The 18,394-nt window shown below is 72.6% G+C and carries 16 protein-coding genes; 10 read left to right on the top strand and 6 right to left on the bottom strand.

The features are described from left to right. Positions 1–7 precede the first annotated feature (7 nt). Positions 8–1,105 (top strand): LLM class flavin-dependent oxidoreductase, encoded by a 1,098-nt coding sequence (locus ACTWNK_RS14395; protein ID WP_474304442.1) that lies wholly within the window; start codon positions 8–10, stop codon positions 1,103–1,105. An 18-nt stretch (positions 1,106–1,123) separates the two neighbouring features. On the opposite strand, the gene ACTWNK_RS14390 is transcribed toward ACTWNK_RS14395, so the two are convergent. Beyond that, positions 1,124–2,248: an alkaline phosphatase PhoX gene (locus ACTWNK_RS14390; protein ID WP_474304441.1), complete on the bottom strand. Its 1,125-nt coding sequence runs from the start codon at positions 2,246–2,248 to the stop codon at positions 1,124–1,126. A gap of 151 nt (positions 2,249–2,399) precedes the next feature. Here ACTWNK_RS14390 and ACTWNK_RS14385 point away from each other — a divergent pair, with 151 nt between their 5' ends. Then, on the top strand, positions 2,400–5,156 hold the full coding sequence (locus tag ACTWNK_RS14385) for a KAP family P-loop NTPase fold protein (protein ID WP_474304440.1): 2,757 nt from the start codon (positions 2,400–2,402) through the stop codon (positions 5,154–5,156). A gap of 25 nt (positions 5,157–5,181) precedes the next feature. On the opposite strand, the gene ACTWNK_RS14380 is transcribed toward ACTWNK_RS14385, so the two are convergent. Then, positions 5,182–5,649, bottom strand: a complete 468-nt coding sequence (locus ACTWNK_RS14380; RefSeq protein WP_474304439.1) for a Dps family protein — start codon at positions 5,647–5,649, stop codon at positions 5,182–5,184. Positions 5,650–5,763: 114 nt separating this feature from the next. On the opposite strand from ACTWNK_RS14380, the gene ACTWNK_RS14375 reads away from it, so the two are divergent. After that, positions 5,764–6,444, top strand: a complete 681-nt coding sequence (locus ACTWNK_RS14375) for a helix-turn-helix domain-containing protein (RefSeq protein WP_474304438.1) — start codon at positions 5,764–5,766, stop codon at positions 6,442–6,444. Continuing rightward, positions 6,441–8,744 carry a VIT domain-containing protein gene (locus ACTWNK_RS14370; protein WP_474304437.1) on the top strand — a complete coding sequence of 768 codons (2,304 nt, stop codon included), beginning with the start codon at positions 6,441–6,443 and terminating at the stop codon, positions 8,742–8,744. The genes ACTWNK_RS14375 and ACTWNK_RS14370 overlap by 4 nt, the downstream gene beginning before the upstream one ends. A gap of 38 nt (positions 8,745–8,782) precedes the next feature. Here the strand turns inward: ACTWNK_RS14370 and ACTWNK_RS14365 are convergent, their stop codons facing one another. Next, complete coding sequence (locus ACTWNK_RS14365) at positions 8,783–9,958, bottom strand: DUF7927 domain-containing protein (RefSeq protein WP_474304436.1); 1,176 nt, start codon at positions 9,956–9,958, stop codon at positions 8,783–8,785. 155 nt (positions 9,959–10,113) lie between these two features. On the opposite strand from ACTWNK_RS14365, the gene mmuM reads away from it, so the two are divergent. After that, positions 10,114–10,977, top strand: coding sequence for a homocysteine S-methyltransferase (gene mmuM / locus ACTWNK_RS14360; RefSeq protein ID WP_474304435.1), 864 nt, complete (start codon positions 10,114–10,116; stop codon positions 10,975–10,977). A 56-nt stretch (positions 10,978–11,033) separates the two neighbouring features. Here the strand turns inward: mmuM and ACTWNK_RS14355 are convergent, their stop codons facing one another. Then, positions 11,034–12,398 carry an MFS transporter gene (locus ACTWNK_RS14355; RefSeq protein WP_474304434.1) on the bottom strand — a complete coding sequence of 455 codons (1,365 nt, stop codon included), beginning with the start codon at positions 12,396–12,398 and terminating at the stop codon, positions 11,034–11,036. 118 nt (positions 12,399–12,516) lie between these two features. Between ACTWNK_RS14355 and ACTWNK_RS14350 the strand changes: the two genes are divergently transcribed. The 3 genes from ACTWNK_RS14350 to ACTWNK_RS14340 are packed head-to-tail and all read left to right on the top strand — an operon-like array spanning position 12,517 to position 14,852. Beyond that, positions 12,517–13,425: a LysR family transcriptional regulator gene (locus ACTWNK_RS14350; RefSeq protein WP_474304433.1), complete on the top strand. Its 909-nt coding sequence runs from the start codon at positions 12,517–12,519 to the stop codon at positions 13,423–13,425. 18 nt (positions 13,426–13,443) lie between these two features. Next, positions 13,444–13,812: a PadR family transcriptional regulator gene (locus ACTWNK_RS14345; protein ID WP_474304432.1), complete on the top strand. Its 369-nt coding sequence runs from the start codon at positions 13,444–13,446 to the stop codon at positions 13,810–13,812. Continuing rightward, positions 13,809–14,852, top strand: coding sequence for a hypothetical protein (locus ACTWNK_RS14340; RefSeq protein ID WP_474304431.1), 1,044 nt, complete (start codon positions 13,809–13,811; stop codon positions 14,850–14,852). Before ACTWNK_RS14345 ends, ACTWNK_RS14340 begins: the two co-directional genes overlap by 4 nt. Positions 14,853–14,863: 11 nt before the next feature. Here ACTWNK_RS14340 and ACTWNK_RS14335 read toward each other — a convergent pair whose 3' ends face one another. Further along, a complete protein-coding gene (locus tag ACTWNK_RS14335; protein ID WP_474304430.1) occupies positions 14,864–15,577 on the bottom strand; it encodes a lysophospholipid acyltransferase family protein in 714 nt (237 codons plus the stop codon). A 143-nt stretch (positions 15,578–15,720) separates the two neighbouring features. Here ACTWNK_RS14335 and ACTWNK_RS14330 point away from each other — a divergent pair, with 143 nt between their 5' ends. Together ACTWNK_RS14330 and ACTWNK_RS14325 are read left to right on the top strand one after the other, a co-directional pair. Next, complete coding sequence (locus ACTWNK_RS14330; protein WP_474304429.1) at positions 15,721–16,479, top strand: alpha/beta hydrolase; 759 nt, start codon at positions 15,721–15,723, stop codon at positions 16,477–16,479. A gap of 73 nt (positions 16,480–16,552) precedes the next feature. Beyond that, positions 16,553–17,035 carry a hypothetical protein gene (locus ACTWNK_RS14325; RefSeq protein ID WP_474304428.1) on the top strand — a complete coding sequence of 161 codons (483 nt, stop codon included), beginning with the start codon at positions 16,553–16,555 and terminating at the stop codon, positions 17,033–17,035. A gap of 187 nt (positions 17,036–17,222) precedes the next feature. Here ACTWNK_RS14325 and ACTWNK_RS14320 read toward each other — a convergent pair whose 3' ends face one another. After that, positions 17,223–18,356, bottom strand: a complete 1,134-nt coding sequence (locus ACTWNK_RS14320; RefSeq protein ID WP_474304427.1) for a hypothetical protein — start codon at positions 18,354–18,356, stop codon at positions 17,223–17,225. Positions 18,357–18,394 lie beyond the last annotated feature (38 nt).

The following is an 18,394-nucleotide window of genomic DNA, read 5'->3' as shown; positions in this document are numbered from 1 at the left end:
AGGAAATATGTACTACTATCGTTTCGTGCGCTTTCACTGGTTTCTCCCGACGCGCGGCGACGGCCACCAGGTCAGGCCCGCCACCACCCTCGTGGCCGCCGAAGTCTCGACGGACCGTATGCCCACGCTCGGCTACCTCACCCAGGTCGCCCAGGCGGCCGAGAGCGCGGGGTTCGAGGCCGCGCTCACCCCCGTCGGATCGGGCTGCCCCGATCCGCTCATCGTGTGCTCGGCCGTCGCCGCGACCACCAGCAGGCTGAAGCTGCTGGTGGCCTTCAGGCCCGGCTTCACCCTGCCCACGCTGCTGGCCCAGCAGGCCCAGACCTTCCAGGAGCTCAGCGGCGGCAGGCTGATGCTCAACGTCGTCACCGGCGGCGACCCGGCCGAGCAGCGCGGCTACGGCGACTTCCTCGACCACGACGCCCGCTACGAGCGCACCGAGGAGTTCCTCGCGGTGCTGCGCCGTACCTGGGCGGGTGCGCCGTTCGACCACAAGGGCCCGCACTACCAGGTGGAGGGCGGCGGCCTGGCCGTCCCGCTCGACCCCACGCCGCCCGTCTACTTCGGTGGCGCCTCCCCCGCCGCCGAGCGGGTGGCGGCGGCGCAGGCCGACTCGTATCTGATGTGGGGCGAGCCGCCCGCGATGATCGCCGAGCGGATCGCCAGGATGCGGGCGCTGACGGCGGGCAGGCCTTCGGGGCCGCTGGGGCTCGGGCTGCGCATCCACATCATCGCGCGTGACACCGCGGCCGAGGCGTGGGCGCACGCCGATCGGCTGCTGTCCGGGATGGACCCGGCGCGCATCGCCGCCGCGCAGGCCAGGTACGCCCGGATGGACTCGGTCGGCCAGCGGCGCATGGCCGACCTGCACGGCGGCTCGGCCGACTCGCTGGTGATCGCGCCCAATCTGTGGGCCGGGGTCGGCCTGGTCCGCGAGGGGGCGGGCACCGCGCTCGTCGGCAGCTACGACGAGGTGGCCGAGCGGCTGCGGGAGTACGCCGACCTGGGCGTCGAAGAGTTCGTGCTGTCGGCGTGGCCGCACCTGGAGGAGGCGTGGCGCATCGGCGACTTCCTGCTGCCCAGACTGGCGAACGTCACCGTCTGAGGGGCACCGCGTACGAGGTCACCTTCTGAAGGGGCCGGTGACCTCGTAGGTGTGCCCGTCGGTGCCCGCCGCCGCGCCCGACCTGCCGCGCTGGGAGGAGAAATACAGCCGCCGCCCGTCGGGTGAGAAGGCGGGCCCGGTGATCTCGGACCCGCCGTGGCCGTCCAGGCGCAGGAACGGCGCCACCGTGCCCTCGGGCGTGATCACATTGATCTCCATGTCGCCGCCGTCCTCGGCCACGTACAGATCGCCCGACCGCGAGCCGGTGATGTTGTCGACCCCGTTGAGCGGCGTGCCCGCGCCGTAGGCGATCGACAGCAGGCCCGCGCCCGCGTCGTAGGCCCAGACCCGGTTGTCGCCCTTGGTGGTGAAGTGGCAGACGCCGCCCGCGTAGTGGCAGCCTTCGCCGCCGTCGAAGCGCAGCATGTCCTCGACCTGGTGCCGGGTGGCGCGCAGCAGGGCGGCCGGGCTCGGCACCCGCCTCCACTCGACCTTGCCCGGCCCCTCGCCGCACAGCACGTCGAGCGTGCCCTCGGTCAGGTCGCCCCAGTCGCGCGGCCTGAACCGGTAGAAACCGCCGTCGCGCTCGTCCTCGGTCAGATAGACGACCTGCTGGTCGGGGTCGCAGGCGGCGGCCTCGTGCTTGAACCTGCCCATCGCCAGCCTGGGCATCGCCGCGCGCACGCCGTAGGGGTCGCACTCGTAGACCTTGCCCCGGTGGATCTCCTCGCACGAGAGCCAGGTGTGCCAGGGCGTGGCCCCACCGGCGCAGGTGAGGTTGGCGCCCGACAGGATGCGATAGGCCTCACGGATCTTCCCGTCGGCCCCGAAGCGCAGCGCGGAGGCGCCGCCGATCAGCGGGACCTCGCTGTTGCTCACATAGATCCAGCCGCTCCCGTCGGGGAAGCAGGCCCCGCCGTCCGGAGCCGGGTGCCAGGCCAGACCGGCCACCCTGCGCCCGGTGCGGGCCACCAGCCTGCCGGTGAAGCCCGCGGGCAGGGCCAGTCCTTCGGCGTCGGGTGCGAGCAGCGGGCCGTAGGGGCTCGCTCCCCTGCTCGCCCGGGCGGCGCCCTGCCAGAGGGAGCCGGAGAAGGCGGCCCCCGCGACCATGGCACCGGTCCGGAGGAGAGTGCGGCGCAACATGTCGAGCCTTCCTGTCACTTCCACGCTAGGCCAGGCGGGTGATCCATTCGATCGGAACGACGTGAACGGCAGGAGATGCCCTTGCCTGCCTGGATCAAACTTTCCGCAAACCGGTTCGGGCGAGGTCATCGTGTCCTGCACGTTCTCCTTCATGACCATGGTTGGGCTGGGACCCCGCATCGGCTCGCGCAGGGCGCTCGTCTTCCTCGATCTGCAGGAGGGTCCCGGCCTGCGTCTGGCCCACGCGTTGCGGGCGGGCGGGTTCGCGGTGGACACGCGGCGCGGCGGCGGCACGTTCGACGCGCTCGCCGCCGCCATGGCCGACGCCGAGCCCGGCGAGCTTCTCGTGGTGCGCTGGAGCGCGGAGGCGGGCGGCTTCGCCAAGCTGCTGACCGAGTTCGGGCGCGGGCTCGGCTCCTGCGTGGCGGGGGCGGTGCTGCTGGTGACCGACTTCTCGTGGATGGCGCACGACTGGATGGGGCACGACGACCCCGGCTCCCCCGGCGGCGCGCTCGCGCTGAGCGTGCCCGGCGATCCGCCGGTCGCCGCCGCCGTGCTGACCACCGCCCTGGCCCCGCACGCCGACCGGCCTGGCCCGGCGCCGAGCCTGTCGGAGCTGCTGGCCGAAGGGCTGCTCGCGGCCGACCAGCCGCTCACGTTCGCCGCCCTGCACGACCTGGCCGCCGAACGGCACGCCCGGCTCGGCTGCGACCTGCGCCCGATGGTGTTCACGCACGGCGACATCGACGAGGTCGCGATCGCCGTCCCGCGGCCGCGCGACCCGGGCGGTCAGGGCCTGCCGCGTACGGCGGCGCTGCTGGCCGAGCGCGGCGAGCCGGTCGTGCCCGCCTCGGCCGACGCGGTCGCCGCCCTGGTCTACGACCTGCACCTGGGCCAGGCCGCGCGCACGCTGCTGCGCCGGGCCAGCCTGCTGCCCGAGGGCAGGCCGCTGACCGGTGAGCTGGCCGAGCTGCTGTCCTCGCGCGCCGCCCTGGCCGAGCTCGAGGCCTGGCACCTGACCGACGGCCACCTGGCCGTACGCGAGCTCGGCACGCGACGCCTGGAGAGCGGCGAGGCCGACGAGGTGGCCGGCCTGCTGCGCAGGCGTGAGGCGGATGCCCGGACGGTCGCGCCGAGGGCCAGGCTGACCCCCGACCGATGGACGGTCGACGACGAGCTCGGCCATCGCGTGTACGCCGAGGCGATGGCCGCCTTCATCCGGCACCCCGACACCAGGCCGCCGCTGACGATCGGCATCAAGGGCCCGTGGGGCGCGGGCAAGACCTCGCTCATGCGCATGGTCCAGGAGCTGCTCGACCCCGACGTCTCGGCCGAGCTGCACCTGACGGGCGGACGCCGGGCCAGGGCCGCGCTCACCAATGCCGACGTGGTCTCCTGGCTGCGGCTCAGGAGGCGCGAGACCGGCACCGAGTGGGCCGAGCCGGACGAGCACGAGGGCTGGCGGCCCACCGTGTGGTTCAACCCGTGGATGTACCAGAGCGGCGAGCAGGTCTGGGCCGGGCTGGCCCACGAGATCATCAGCCAGGTCACCGAGCGCCTGCCCAGGGCCGAGCGCGAACGCTTCTGGCTGGCGCTGAACCTGTCCAGGGTGGACCGCGAGGCCGTGCGCCGCCGGGTGTACTGGCTGGCGCTGACCAGGCTGGTGCCCGTCGCCTTCTGCCTGGTGGTGACCGCGCTGGTGACGGGTGCGGTGGCGGCGGCGCAGTCGCTGCTGCCCGAGCTGGAGGGCACGGCCGAGACGGTGGCGTCCGCGGGGATGCTGACCGGAGTGGTCGCGGGAGCCGTACGGCTGATGCGGTTCTTCTCGGAGTCGGCCGACGGGGCCTTCGGGTCGCTGGTGCGTCAGCCCGATCCGCTGGGCGGGCACCCGCCCGTCGTGGACAGTGCGCTGGCCGAGCACGGCTACCGGGGCAGGGCCGGGTTCCTGCACCTGGTGCAGACCGACATGCGCCGGGTGCTCGAGCTGGTGGCGACCGAGGAACGGCCGCTGGTGGTGTTCGTCGACGACCTGGACAGGTGTTCGTCGGGCACGGTGGCGCAGGTGATCGAGGCGATCAACCTGTTCCTCGCGGGCGAGTTCCCCAACTGCGTGTTCGTGCTGGCGATGGAGCCGGACGTGGTGGCCGCGCATGTGGAGGTGGCCTACCGCGACCTGATGACCGCGCTGCCCGGCGAGGGTACGGGCCTGGGGTGGCGCTTCCTCGACAAGATCGTGCAGCTGCCGCTGAGCGTGCCGATGCTGGACGACGAGGACCGGCTGCCCGGGTACGTGCGGGCGCTGCTGGGGCTCGGCGCTCCCGCCGTACGGGTGCCGAGGCCGTCGCCGCCGTCGGACCTGGCCGTCGACAGGCTGGAGCGCACGATCAGGAGGCTCGGGCCGACGGCGGGCAATCTGGAGGAGCTGGCCAGGGCCGCGCAGGAGGCGGCGGGAGTGCCGGGCGAGCTGACCAGGGAGACCAGGCAGGCCGCCGACCGGGTCTTCGACGAGCTCTACTCCGACGAGAACGCCTTCAGGGCCATCCACGCGGCGCTTCCCGTCCTCGGGATGACCAATCCGCGCGAGGTCAAGCGGTATCTGAACGTGTTCCGGTTCTACTCCTTCATCACCTACCGGCGCACGCTGGCCGGGGCGGTGCGCACGCCCGACGCGGCGGTGGCGAAGCTGGCCGCGCTGACCGTGCGGTGGCCGCATCTGCTGACCGCGCTGACCAGGGAGGCGCATCCCGGTGTGACGGTGCTCGACCGGCTCGAGCGCGCCGCGCTGCGCTGGGACGGCGACGCGTGGGAGCGGGTGCTGAGCGAGGCCGGGCTGACGGGCGAGGAGGAGCTGCGCCAGCTCCTCGCCGCCCGTCCGGCCATCGCCGCGCTGGCGGGCGACCTGCTCTAGGCGGGTCCTGCGGGCCGGGAGCAGGTCAGCGCTGTGCCTGGAACATCCAGTGCTGCTGCTCGATGTCGTGGGCGACGGCGATCAGCAGGTCCTGGGTGACCGGGTCGGGCTCGTCGGTCGTGGCGATGCGCTCGCGCAGCCTGGCGACGACCCCTTCGAGGATGTCGGTCAGGATCGCGACGACCTTGCCGTCCTCCAGGTAGCCGTTCTCCGGCTGTTCGATCCTGGTGGTGCCCGCCACCGCGACCGAGCGACCGTCCGGGTTGCCGCCGATGGCGACCAGGCGCTCCGCCACCGCGTCCGAGTGCCGGCGCGCGAGGGCGACCAGCTCGTCGAGCTGCAGGTGCAGGGAGCGGAAGTGCGGGCCGATGACGTTCCAGTGCGCCTGCTTGGCCACCAGGGAGAGGTCGATCAGGTCGACCAGAGCGCCCTGGAGCTCGGGTACGACGATCTTCTTGGCGTCACCCGACAGCGGTCCGGTGATCGTGGCCATGGGGAGTCCTCCAGTCGTTCGACAGACATTTCGCCTTCCACTAGGACAACCGAAAACCCGCTCCGGATCTTCCCGACATTGACACTGTCACGATGACAGTGTCACAGTGGAGACATGAGCGAGACCTGGACCATCGGCGAGCTGGCCGAGCGTGCCGGAGACGCACTCGACGGCGGCTCCCGCTCGGCCAACGGCCGGGTGCGCAGCGTGCCGGGAACACGGCTGATCAGGTGGTATGCCACGATCGGCCTGCTCGACCCACCCCTCACCCGCAAAGGCCGCACAGCCCAGTACGGCAGGCGCCACCTGCTGCAACTGGTCGCGATCAAGCGGCTGCAGGCGGCCGGACTGACGATCGCCCAGATCCAGGAACGCCTGGCCGGAGCGACCGACGCCATGCTGGAACGAGCGGCACTGGAACCGGCGGGTCCGGGACCGGCGAGTGAGGTGTCCACCGAGGGAAAGCCGAGGCTGCCACATCCGGGCCGCCCGAAACCCGCTCCCGCAGCCCGTCCCCGCTTCTGGACCCAGCCCCCGACGCCACCCCCGGCACCGGCGCCCTCCGGCACCGCCCGTCCCTCCCGCGCGCAGCCGTACCAGCCCGATGGGGACCTCCCCCAGGGCCTGACGCACGGGATCACGCTCGCGCACGGCCTGATCCTGATGCTCGACGGGTCCCGCCTCCCCGACCAGGCCGACATCGCCGCGCTGCGGGCGGCGGCCGAGCCGATCCTCCAGGTGGTACGCGAGCGCAGGCTCCTCAACGAAGTCCGCCCCGAAGGGAGCACCTCATGACGCTTCACATCATCCCGCTCGACCCCGCCGTCTGCCCCCCGGCGCCGGAGGCGGGGCTCGGCGCCCTGCGCACCGAGCGCGGCAACCTCCCGCTGGAGAGCGTCGACATCGCCGCCGAGATCGCCGGGCTGAGCGCCGGGGTACGGGTGGCGCAGGGGTTCCACAATCCGTTCGACGTCTCCCTTGAGGCCACCTACATCTTCCCGCTGCCCGACAGGGGCGCGGTGACGGCCTTCCGGATGGAGGCGGACGGCAGGGTCGTCGAAGGCGTGCTCAAGGAGCGCGGCCAGGCCAGGGCCGACTACGACCAGGCGCTGGCCGAAGGCAGGCGGGCGGCCATCGCCGAGGAGGAGCGGCCCGACGTCTTCACGATCAGGGTGGGCAACATCGCGCCGGGCGAGCGCGTCACCGTGCACCTCACGATCGACCAGCCCCTCCCCTACGAGGACGGCGCCGCCACCTTCCGCTTCCCGCTCGTCGTCGCCCCCCGCTACGTCCCGGGTGTGCCCGTCGACGGGCCGCCTTCGGGCGACGGCGTGGCGCCCGACACCGACGCCGTGCCCGACGCCTCCCGGATCACGCCGCCGACGCTGCTGCCCGGCTTCCCCGGTCCGGTGCGCCTGTCGCTGTCGGTGCGGCTCGACACCGCCGGACTCGGCCTGCGCGAGAGCGCCTGCAGCCTGCACGTCGTCGAGGAGCACGACGGCCTGCTGCGACTGCGGCCCGAGGAGCGGCTCGACCGTGACTTCGTGCTGCGCCTGACGTTCGACGCCTCCACGTCGCTGGCCCTGGCCGACGGCGTGTTCGCGCTCACCGTGATGCCGCCCGCCGTACCCGAGGTGCGACGGCCGCGCGACCTGGTGCTGCTGCTCGACCGGTCGGGGAGCATGAGCGGGTGGAAGATGGTGGCGGCCAGGCGGGCGGCGGCCAGGATCGTCGACACGCTCACGTCCGCCGACAGGTTCCAGGTGCTGACGTTCGACTCGGTCGTGGAGCAGGCGCACGAAGGGCTGGTCCCGGCGGGCGACCGCAACCGCTACCGCGCGGTCGAGCACCTGGCCAGGGTCGACGCGCGCGGCGGCACCGAACTGCTGACGCCGCTGCGCCAGGCCGTCGACCTGCTGGCCGACCCCGCGCGCGAGCGTGTCGTCGTGCTGGTCACCGACGGGCAGGTGGGCAACGAGGACCAGATCCTCGAACAGGCCGGTCCCGGACTGTCGGCCATGCGCGTGCACGTCGTGGGCATCGACAGGGCGGTCAACGCCGGATTCCTCGGGCGGCTGGCCGGGCTCGGCTCGGGCCGGTGCGAGCTGGTGGAGTCGGAGGACCGGCTGGACGCGGCGATGGAGCAGATCCACCGCCGGATCGGCGCTCCCCTGGTCACCGACCTGTCCCTGGAGGGCCTCGACGTGGTCCCCGGCTCGCTCACGCATCTCGGCTCGCTGTTTCCCGGCGTGCCGCTGACCGTGTACGGGCGCTACGGCGACGGCTCGGAGGTGACCGTGCGCGGGCTGGCCGCGGGCACGCCGTGGCAGGAGCGGGTACGCGGCGTCGCGGTCGAGGCGCCTGCCGTACGCGCGTTGTGGGCCAGGGCCAGGCTGCGTGAGCTGGAGGACCGCTACGCGATGGGCGAGCGCACGCTGGAGGAGGAGATCGTCCAGACCTCGCTCGCGTACGGCGTGCTGTGCAGGTTCACGGCGTTCGTCGCGATCGACAGCCGGGTGTCCGCCGAGGGCGGGCCCGAGCACCGCGTCCTGCAGCCGGTCGAACTGCCCAGCGGGTGGGACGCGCCTCCCGCCCCGCCGATGATGTTCATGGCCGCCGCGGCGCCTCGCATGGCCTCGACCATGGCGGCCGAGACGTCCTTCGCCGGGCCGCCTCCCGCTCCGGCTCCGGCTCCGGCTCCCGGCTCCGCGCTGGGAGGGGGCGGACCCCGGGGACGCGGCTTCGCCAAGTCGGCGCCGCGTGCCGCCGGTGGTTCGCTCGACAGTGTGCTGCCCCAGCTCACGACCGAGCTGGAACGCCTGTCGGCGCACGCGGCCGACCCGGCCGCCGATCGGCTGCTGTACCTGGCCGACCTCGGCAGCAGGCTGTCGGCGCTCGCCGCGCATCTCGGCGGCCACGAGGGGCTCGCCGCCCTGGCCGCGGAGCTGGAGACGGCCGAGCGGCCGGGCGCCGACCTGGAGGCGCTGTGGTCGCGCGCCGTGAACGCGCTGCGGGCGCTGGCCGGGGGCACGCACCCGGGAGAGGCGGGGAGCGGGCGGGCGCAGGCGCGCCGGGCGTTCTGGAAGCGCGGCTGACCGGGGGCGGGCGCCCGGACCGGGCGCCCGCCCGACGGCTACTTGGTGCGGGGCGGCACGACGTGGACGACGACCTTGGTCCTGCTCGGCTTCGGCTTCGGAGTGGGCTTCGGCGTCGGCTTGGTCGGCGTGGGCGTGGGCGTCTTGGTGGGCTTGACCGGGGTGGCGTCCCAGATGACGACGTTGCGCATCCTGCCGACCTTCTTGGTCTTCACCACGACCCTGATGACCGCCGACTCGCCGGGCGCCAGCGTGCCCTTCCAGGTGAAGTTCGGCGGGTTCACACTGACCGTGCCCTTGTTGGTCTTCGGGCCCCTGACGATGTCGGCGTGCTCGAGGACGTCGGAGATGTCGTCGGTGAAGCTGGCGTTGGTGAGCGTGGTGCCGCCGACGTTCTTGATGACGACGGTGTACCTGACCCGGCCGCCGACCGGGACGACGCTCTTGTTGGCCTTCTTCGTGACGACCAGCCTGCCGGGCGAGGGCGTCGGCGTGGGGCCCGAACAGACGGCCTTGACCTCACCGAGCACGACCTTGGCGATCGGGCCTTCGTAGACCACGTCCTCGGAGTCGGGCGCGAACAGCTTGCCGGTGATGACGATCTCGACCCTGGCCTCGGCCGCGGTGTTGGGCGTGACGTCCTCGACCCGGGTGAGCGTGACGTTCATGGTGGCCCGGCCGACGCCGGTGAAGCCCATCAGGGCGCCGGTCGTCTCGACCGTGTTGTCACCGTCGGTGAGCTGCTGGTCGGCGAAGGAGGGCGCGGTGACGAAGTTCTGCGTCTGCGGGGCGTTGGGCGGCTGGCAGCGCGCGTAGGTGTGCATGGTCGGGATCTTCAGGACGTCGGGTCCCCCGGGGAGCAGCCGCAGGGACAGGACGTTCGGGTCGCTGATGGCGTCCCAGGCCCCGGCCCCGGTGTCGCCCGAGCTCTGGCCCGAGGGCGCGACGATGTCCACGTAGTCCTTGACACCGTCGGGGTCCTGATTGAAGTCGACGACGTCGGCGCCTCCCGACGCCCCCGTCGTGGCCTTGCCGTACGTTCCCTGGAAGCCCGGCAGTGAGATCGCCGGCACGTCCGTGACCGTCAGCTGGACGGCCGTGCTCGACGACATCTCCCCCGCTCTGGCCGACATGCCGGTCCCGGCGAACGCCGTCATGGCGGCCAGCGCCGTGACCCCGCTCAGGAGCGCCCATTTCCCCGCTACACGATTCATGCGGGCAGCATCGGCCCACGGCGGCCGGGCAGCCCGATCGCGACACGCCTCACGCAAGAACCTCAGGCATGGACATTGCCGAAAAGTTGGCTCGCACCACGCCACCCGCCCACGGGGGCAGAGAGATCGGTCTGAACTGCGAATAGGCTGTCGAGGTGAGAAATCTGGTTCTGGACGGCGGACTCGCCACCCATCTGGAGGCGCTGGGCGCCGACCTGAGCGACGAGTTGTGGTCGGCGCGGCTGCTGCTCACCGATCCCGGCCTGATCCGGCAGGTGCACGCCGACTACTTCGCCGCGGGCGCCGAGGTGGCCACGACGGCCAGCTACCAGGCTTCGATCCCCGGCTTCGTCAGGAGCGGCATGACGCCCGCAGAGGCCGAGCGGCTGATCGGGCTCTCGGTCGAGATCGCCGTACAGGCGAGGGACGAGGCCGGAGGCGGGCTGGTCGCGGCCTCGGTCGGGCCCTACGGCGCCTACCTGGCCAACGGCGCGGAGTACACCGGCGTCTACGACCTCGACGAGGACGGCCTGCTGGAGTGGCACCGGCCGCGCTGGGAGATCCTCGCCGGTTCCGGGGCCGACGTGCTGGCCTGCGAGACCGTCCCCTCGCTGCCCGAGGCCAAGGCGCTGGCCAGGCTGCTGGCCGCCACGCCCGGTGCGAGGGCGTGGATCGCCTTCTCCTGCCGCGACGCCGCCAGGCTCAACGACGGCACGCCGATCAGGGAGGCCGCGGCGCTGTTCACCGGGTCCGACCAGGTCGTCGCCGTGGGCGTCAACTGCACGGCGCCGCGTTTCGTGCCCGGCCTGATCGACGAGCTCGACGGCTTTCCCGTGGTCGTCTATCCGAACTCGGGCGAGACCTGGGACGCCGCTGCCCGCAGGTGGCTCGGCCTGGCCGACCCGGCCGAGTACGGCCAGGCGGCCAAGGAGTGGCGCAGGGCGGGCGCCGCCCTGGTGGGCGGGTGCTGCCGGACGACTCCCGAGCACATCCGGCAGGTACGCAACCACCTGTCCTGACCGTCGGCCCCACCCAGCCACATCCCTGCCGGGTACACAACCACCTTGTCCGACCGTCAGCCCCGCGCGACGTCGCCACCCAGCCACACCACCACCGCGGCCGATGCGGCGAGCACGACGGCGGCCACGACGAGGTACCCGGCGCCCATGCCGCTCGCGGCCATGACCGTGCCCATCACCGCGACGCCGACGGCGCTGCCCAGCTCACGTGCGGCGCTGTTGAGGCCGGAGGCCAGCCCGGCCCGCCCGTCGGGAAGCGCCCGCACGATCCGCATCGACAACGCCGGCAGCGCCAGCCCGAGCCCGGCCCCCATGACCAGCGGCCCGAACGCATAGATCGCGTACGGCGTCGCGGCGTCGGCGAACGACACCCCGGCCAGTCCCGCGACGATCAGGGCCAGCCCGCCCGCGCTGATCCGGCGCTCGCCGTACCTGGTGACCAGGTCGGCCGAGCGGCGGGCCAGCACGATCATGGGCAGGACCAGCGGCAGGATGGCGACGCCGGTGAGCAGGGGGGAGAAGCCCTTGGCCTCCTGCAGGTACCTGGCGTTGACGAAGAACAGGGCGAACAGCCCGAAGAACATCGCGGCCACCCCCAGCACGCCCGCCCGCACGCCCGGCCTGGCCAGCAGCCTGGGATCGAGCAGCGGCTCGTCGGTGCGCAGCTGGTGCGCGACGAACACGCAGGCCAGCACGACGGCGGCAGCGGCGGCGCCGAGCACCAGCGCGCTCCCCCATCCGGCCTCGGGCCCCTCGATGATCGCGGTGAGCAGGGCGAGCGAGGCGGCGACGAGCAGGGCGGCGCCGACGAGGTCGAGGTGGGCCGGGTGCCGCGCCGCCTTGGGCGCCAGCCACGCGGCCAGCAGCGCCAGGACGAGGGCCAGCGGTACGGGCACCAGGAACAGCGCACGCCAGGGCAGGTACTGCATGACGAGCCCGCCGCCGATGTTGCCCACGACGCCCGCCACGCCGGTGGCCGCCGTCCAGGAGGCGACGGCCTGCGCCCTTCCGGACGCGGGATAGGCGGCGATGGTGAGCGACAACGAGGCCGGCATGATCAGCGCGGCCCCGGCGCCGCTCAGCGCCCGGCCCGCGATCAGGACCGCGACGGAGGGGGCGAGCGCGGCCACCAGGCTGCCCGCCGCGAACACGCCGAGCCCGGCCAGCAGCACCCCCTTGCGGCCGAACCTGTCGCCCGCCGCGCCCGCCGGGATGAGCAGACAGGCGAAGACGATCACATAGGCGTCGACGATCCACAGCAGCTCGGTCTGCGAGGGCCGCAGCGAGCTCGTGACGAGCGTGGGAATGGCCAGGTTGACGGCGGCGACGAGGGCGACGGACAGGACCACCGATCCCGACATCACCGCCAGGATCCGGCCCTTGGCCGGGTGGCCCGTGTCGAGGGCAGGCGCGCTGAGCATGAAGAGACCTCATCTGCGAGGAAGGAGTGGAAAGGGAAGGTGAGGCGGCGCCTGCCTCGTGTCCTCACCGTAGACTCGGCGATGACCTGATCTCAAATGCAACTTTCACAGGTGATACATGCACCAGACGCAACCGAGCCTCGACCTGCTCATCGCACTCGACGTCCTGCTCGACGAGGGCAGCGTGTCGGGGGCGGCCAGGCGGCTGAACCTGTCGGAGCCCGCGATGAGCCGGACGCTGGGCCGGGTGCGCAAGGCGATGGGCGATCCGATCCTGGTCCGCTCGGGCAGGCACATGACGCCCACCCCGCGTGCGCTCGCCGTACGCGAGGAGGTCAGGGCGCTGGTGGAGGCGGCCAGGCGGGTGTTCACCGTGCCGGCGCCGCCCGATCCGGCCACATTGGTGCGGGAGTTCACCGTGCTGGCCTCCGATCCGGTCATGGCGGCCGTGGCCACGCCGTTGCTGGTCTCGATCGCGCGGGACGCGCCGGGGGTGACGCTGCGGTTCCTGCCGGAGAGCCACTCCGACACCCATGCGCTGCGGCAGGGCGTGGCCGACCTGGAGGTGACGATCATCTCCGAGCCCGCGCCCGAGACACGGGTGGAGCGGCTCATCGCCGACCAGCCCGTCGGCGTGGTCAGGGCCGGGCATCCGCTGCTGGAGGCGCCCGTCACGGTGGAGAGGTTCGCCTCGGCCGAGCACGTGGTGGCCTCGCGCAGGGGCAGGACGCGAGGCCCGGTCGACACCGTGCTGGCCGAGCACGGGCTGAGCCGCAAGGTGGTGGGCGCGGTGCCGACACTGAGCACCTCGCTGCAGGTCGTACGCGACTCCGATCTCGTCGGGCTGACCGGGGGGCGGCTCTCGCGCTCGCTGGTGGCCTCGATGGGGCTGGTGACGTTCGAGGTGCCGTTCGCCCTGCCCGACCTGGTCATCTCGCAGGCCTGGCATCCGCGTCACGACGCCGATCCCGGTCACGCCTGGCTGCGGGAGCGGGTCCGCTCGGCGTTCTCGCTATATTCTGTCTAACAGGATATGGTGGTGTTCATGACGCCACGTACGATGACGGAGCAGGCGTTCCTCGTCCTCACCGCCCTGGTCGAGGAGCCGCGTCACGGCTACGGCCTGGTGCGCGAGGTCGAGGAGCTGTCGGGCGGCCGGGTCCAACTCAAGATCGGCACCCTGTACGGCGTGCTCGACCGGCTGTCGGCAGACGACCTGGTCGCACTCGACCGTGAAGAGGTGCTGCAGGGCAGGCTGCGGCGCTACTACCGCCTCACCGACGCCGGGGCCCTGGCCCTGCGCGAGGAGGCCGCCAGGCTGCGCCGCAACGTCACCAGCGCCGAGCAGCGCCTCCGGCTCCGCTTCGAGCCCGGCTTCGAGATCGGCTTCGAGCCCAGCGGCGGCCTCGCTTGAGCGCCACCCTGCCCGAGCGCAGGTATCGCCGGGTGCTGCGACTGCTGCCCGCCTCCTATCTGGCCGTGCGCGAGGAGGAGATGGTGGAGGCCTTCCTCGCCGGGGCGCACGACAGCGAGGACGCCAAACCCCGCATCGCCGAGGTCGCGGCCGTCGCCGCCCTGGCCCTGCGCGTACGCCTCGGCGGGGCGGGCGCCGCGCCTCGCCATCTGGCCTGGGGGCGTGCGACCCGGCTGGCCGCCGTGCTGGCCGTCGGCTTCCATGCCGTGTTCGGGGCGCTCACCCTGGTGCAGAGCGCGGCGTCGTCGGCCCGCTTGCCGCTCGTGTGGCCGGGCGGGCTGTACGAGATGACGAGCGTGGTGGGCGCGCTGTGCTGGGTTGCCGCCTTCGCGGCGCTCGTACGGGGCCGGGCGAGGGTGGCCAAGGTGTTCGCCGGGCTCGCGGTGCTGCCCTTGACCGCGTTCGGGCTGTGGGAGTTCGCCGGGCACGGGGACGCCGGGATGTGGCTGGCCGTGTCCGGGACCGCGACCGTGTTCGACCTGGCGGCGCTGGCCCTGGTGCTGCTCGGCTTTCATCGGGACGCGCCCGGCGATCGGTTGCCGTGGTGGGTGCTCGGGGCGCCGCTGCTGGGTGCGGGCGTGTTGTACGGGGCGCTGGCCGGAGCGGCGTGGGTGTGGGAGAGCTGGGAGGCGCGTGCGCCCGTGGCGCTGGCCTGGCTGTATGCCGTGCTGGGTCCGGCGGGGCTGGCCTCGGTGGTGATCGCGGGCGGCCTGGCCGTGACGGCGGCACGGGGCGGGAAGGGCGTGCGGGCGGACAGCGGGGCGGCCGTGTGGCCGTTGGCGCTGGGGATTCTGGCCGGGCCCGTGCTGGTGGCTGCCGTGCTGGAGGCGCTCGGCAGGGTCGGGACGCTGGAGGGGGCCGACGCGGCGAGCGCCGCTTTCCTGTACGCGTCCGCCGCGCTCGGCGGGGTGGTCCTGGTGGCGGGCGGCCTGGCCCTGCTCATGGGCGGCAGGCGCCTGCCGCCGCGCGAGATCGCGTGACGCAGGGGCCGTCAGGGCTTCTTGTCGGCCTTGGCGGCCCTGGCCGCGCGTTCGATCTCGACCTTGGCGGAGGCGGCGTACTTGTCGACGTACTCCTGGCCGGACAGCTCCATCAGGGCGTACATGATCTCGTCGGTGACCGCGCGCAGGACGAGCCGGTCGTCCTCCATGCCGTAGTAGCGGGAGAAGTCCAGCGGCTTGCCGAACTTGACGCCGGGCCTGATGCCCAGCTTCGGCAGCGGCCTGCCGGGCGGCATCATCTCGAAGGTGTGGATCATCGCCCACGGCACGACCTGGACCCGGGCCTCAAGGGCCAGCCTGGCCACGCCGGTCTTGCCCTTGTAGAGGCGGCCGTCGGGCGAGCGGGTGCCCTCGGGGTAGATGGCCAGCACATTGCCCTCGGCCAGGATGCGCTTGCCGGTGCGCAGCGCCGCCTCGCTCGCCTTGCCGCCCGAACGGTCGATCGGCACGGTGCCGACGCCGCTGAAGAAGGCTCTGGTGAGCATGCCCTTGATGCCGCGCCCGGTGAAGTAGTCGGACTTGCCGAGCGAGATGACCTTGCGGGGCAGCGGCAGGGCCCCGAAGAAGTGGTCGGCGAACGACAGGTGGTTGCCCGCGAGGATCACGGGCGCACGCCTCGGGACGTTTTCGGTGCCCTCCGACCACGGCCGGAACACCAGATGGAGGAACGGCCAGAGGATCGCCTTCACCACCCAGTAGAACACTCGGACACCTCTTCTCGAGTTCGCGACGACACGCAGGGTCATCTTCGCACCCTTGCGGCAAAGCTCCTACCCAGCTCTCGCCCTAGCCCCCCAGAACGTGCGACTATCTGGCAAATCCAGAAAAAAATACTAGGAGCAGTCACATGCCGGTCTTGCCTGGTGCGGAGTCGTACCGTCATGAAGGCGGACAGGTCGGCGTGCTGCTGTGTCACGGCTTCACAGGCAGCCCGCAGTCGTTGCGGCCCTGGGGCGAGTACCTCGCGGCCCACGGCCTGACGGTGGCGCTGCCCAGACTGCCGGGACACGGCACCACGTGGCAGGAGATGAACCGCACCCGCTGGGAGGACTGGTACTCCGAGCTGGACAAGGCCCTGGCCGATCTGCGGGGCCGATGCGCCGAGGTGTTCGTGGCCGGGCTCTCGCTCGGCGGCTGCCTGGCGCTGCGCCTGGCCGAGGTGCACGGCGACGGGGTCAGGGGCGTCGTGCTGGTCAATCCCTCGGTCGTCAACGACGTGCCGCTGATGTGGCTCGCGCCGGTCCTGAAATGGATCGTGCCGTCGATGCCCGCCGTCGGCGGCGACATCAAGAAGGCCGGAGCGGTCGAACTCGCCTACGACCGCTCCCCCGTCAAGGCGGCGGCCTCACTGCCCAGGCTGTGGTCGCTGGTCCAGGCGGAGTTGTCCAAGGTCGCCCAGCCCGTGCTGATCTTCCACGCGCCGCAGGACCACGTGGTCAGACCGGCGAGTGTGGCCCTGCTGCGGGCCAGGCTGCCGGGCGCCGAAGTGAGGGAGCTGGCCGACAGCTACCATGTGGCGACCCTGGACAATGATGCCGAGACCATCTTTGCGGGGAGCCTGGCCTTCATCAGGACGCATGCGTCGGTACCCTTGCAGAGGGACTGATCGCGCCCAGGGGGGACACGCGATCTCTTGCGGAGGAAGTGAGTGGCCGATGAGTAGTTACAGGCCCAGCTAGGTGACGCCCCAGAGCGATGAGGACGAGGTCTGGCGGCAGATCGTCGCGTCCTTCAACGACACGGCCGAGCGGGCGTCCGACGACCAGCCATGGCCCGACAGCGAGAACCTCTCGCCCGAGCCGCCACGGCGGGTGGTCAAGCCGCCGGAGTTCGCCGGGCTCGACGACAGGGCCATCGAGGTGGCCGACGACGCCACCGAGGACCTGGCCGACAGCGAGCAGGCCGAGACGGAGGAGGAGGGCTACACGCCTCCCCCGCCGCCGCCCCTGCCCCGCGTCGACGCCACGACGAAGATCGCCTGGCTGGCGTTGTTCGGCGGTCCCGCCTATCTGCTGGTCGCGGCCATGCTGGAGTGGGACATGCAGGGCTGGGCGCTGTTCGCCGCCGTGGCGGCCTTCATCGGCGGCTTCGTCGCCCTGGTGGTCCGCATGGGCGACGGCCCCTCCAACGACAACGGCTGGGACGACGGTGCCGTTCTCTGAGCCTCGGCGGGGTTGACGGGGTGTGCGGGGTGGGTCGGGTCGATGCTGCCGGGCGAAGGTGAGCACCGCCCGGTGCGTACGGGTGCGGTGGGTGAACGCTGCCGGGTGAGCAGGTGAATACGCCCGGCCATGCGGCCAGGACGGGCGGCCAGGACGGGCGGCCAGGACGGGCGGCCAGGACGGGCGGCTAGGACGGTGTGGTTGTGGAGGGCAGGCCGAAGGTCTCGACGACGTCGGTGTAGCGGTCCTGGGCGTCCACGATGTGGCCCACGGCCCAGACCGCGCCGGTGCCGGGCAGGCGGGTGACGGCCTGGAGGCGGACGGCCCTGGGGCCCGTTCCGGGGCCGCCTCGGATGATCTCGGTGTCGCCCTTGCGGCCGTATCTCAGCAGGAACGCCTCGGCCGGGCGCTCGGGGTCGTAGCCCGAGATCCAGAAGTTGCCCTTGCCGTCGCCCGTCACGCCGTGCAGCCTGGCCCCCGTGCCCGGCACCTCGACCCGGCTCCAGCGCTTGCCGTTCCAGGCCAGCACGAGCGGGTCGACCTTGCCGACGCCCTGGTAGACGCCGCCGACGGCCAGGGCGCGCTTGTTGCCCGCCTCCACGTGGACGTCACGCAGGTAGCCGCCGACCACGTCCGGCACGGGCATCGGCTTGGGCGCGCCCTCGCCGAGCTTCAGCACGAGGGGCCGCTGGCCGGTGTCGCCGACGGCCCAGCCGCCGGACGAGCCGCTCAGCGCCACGCCGTACAGGGCGCCCTTGCTCTTGGTCTCGTCGAAACGCCAGAGGCCCGATGCGGGCTTGCCCGACAGGATCAGGCCTCTGCCGTCCCTGCTGCCGACGGTCACCAGGCGTCCGCCGCCCGCGTCGAGGCCGCCGAGCCAGTCGCCCTGGCGCATGCCGGCCACCCGGACCCGGTCGAACCCTCCGGTGTCGCCCTTGGCGAGGTAGGGCAGGACGTCGTGGCCGTCGCCTATCGCCCACACCTCGCCCGCCGCCATGGCGGCCACGCCGCGCAGATGCCCGGCGGGCTGGTTGCGGATGGGCACCTCGGACCAGCCGGAGCCGTCCCAGTGCCGGATGGCGCCGTTGTTCTCCCAGACGTCCCAGATATCCTGCTGGCCGACCGCCCAGACGTCCTTGGCCGAGACCGCGGTGATGTCGGAGAGCGCGCCGTCGGCGCCGAGCTCGGTCGTCGTGGAGCGCTGCCACGCCTCGACGACGGGCGAACGTGCGGGATCGGCGAGCGCGGGCGTGGCGAGAAGCGGCAGAGTGACGGCTCCCGCGCACGCGATCAGCGCGCACCGCACTCGGCGGCGGGTCATGTCCCAAATCGTACGGCCATCGCACGGCGCAGCGGCCG

It is taken from the genome of Nonomuraea sp. IBHARD001 (genome assembly GCF_056106265.1).
This window is presented reverse-complemented; position numbering and strand designations above follow the sequence as displayed.

Coding starts and splice junctions, on each gene's coding strand:
- ACTWNK_RS14395 (WP_474304442.1), top strand. CDS start 8: ATGTACTACTATCGTTTCGTGCGCTTTCACTGGTTTCTCCCGACGCGC.
- ACTWNK_RS14390 (WP_474304441.1), bottom strand. CDS start 2,248: ATGTTGCGCCGCACTCTCCTCCGGACCGGTGCCATGGTCGCGGGGGCC.
- ACTWNK_RS14385 (WP_474304440.1), top strand. CDS start 2,400: ATGACCATGGTTGGGCTGGGACCCCGCATCGGCTCGCGCAGGGCGCTC.
- ACTWNK_RS14380 (WP_474304439.1), bottom strand. CDS start 5,649: ATGGCCACGATCACCGGACCGCTGTCGGGTGACGCCAAGAAGATCGTC.
- ACTWNK_RS14375 (WP_474304438.1), top strand. CDS start 5,764: ATGAGCGAGACCTGGACCATCGGCGAGCTGGCCGAGCGTGCCGGAGAC.
- ACTWNK_RS14370 (WP_474304437.1), top strand. CDS start 6,441: ATGACGCTTCACATCATCCCGCTCGACCCCGCCGTCTGCCCCCCGGCG.
- ACTWNK_RS14365 (WP_474304436.1), bottom strand. CDS start 9,958: ATGAATCGTGTAGCGGGGAAATGGGCGCTCCTGAGCGGGGTCACGGCG.
- ACTWNK_RS14355 (WP_474304434.1), bottom strand. CDS start 12,398: ATGCTCAGCGCGCCTGCCCTCGACACGGGCCACCCGGCCAAGGGCCGG.
- ACTWNK_RS14350 (WP_474304433.1), top strand. CDS start 12,517: ATGCACCAGACGCAACCGAGCCTCGACCTGCTCATCGCACTCGACGTC.
- ACTWNK_RS14345 (WP_474304432.1), top strand. CDS start 13,444: ATGACGCCACGTACGATGACGGAGCAGGCGTTCCTCGTCCTCACCGCC.
- ACTWNK_RS14330 (WP_474304429.1), top strand. CDS start 15,721: ATGCCGGTCTTGCCTGGTGCGGAGTCGTACCGTCATGAAGGCGGACAG.
- ACTWNK_RS14320 (WP_474304427.1), bottom strand. CDS start 18,356: ATGACCCGCCGCCGAGTGCGGTGCGCGCTGATCGCGTGCGCGGGAGCC.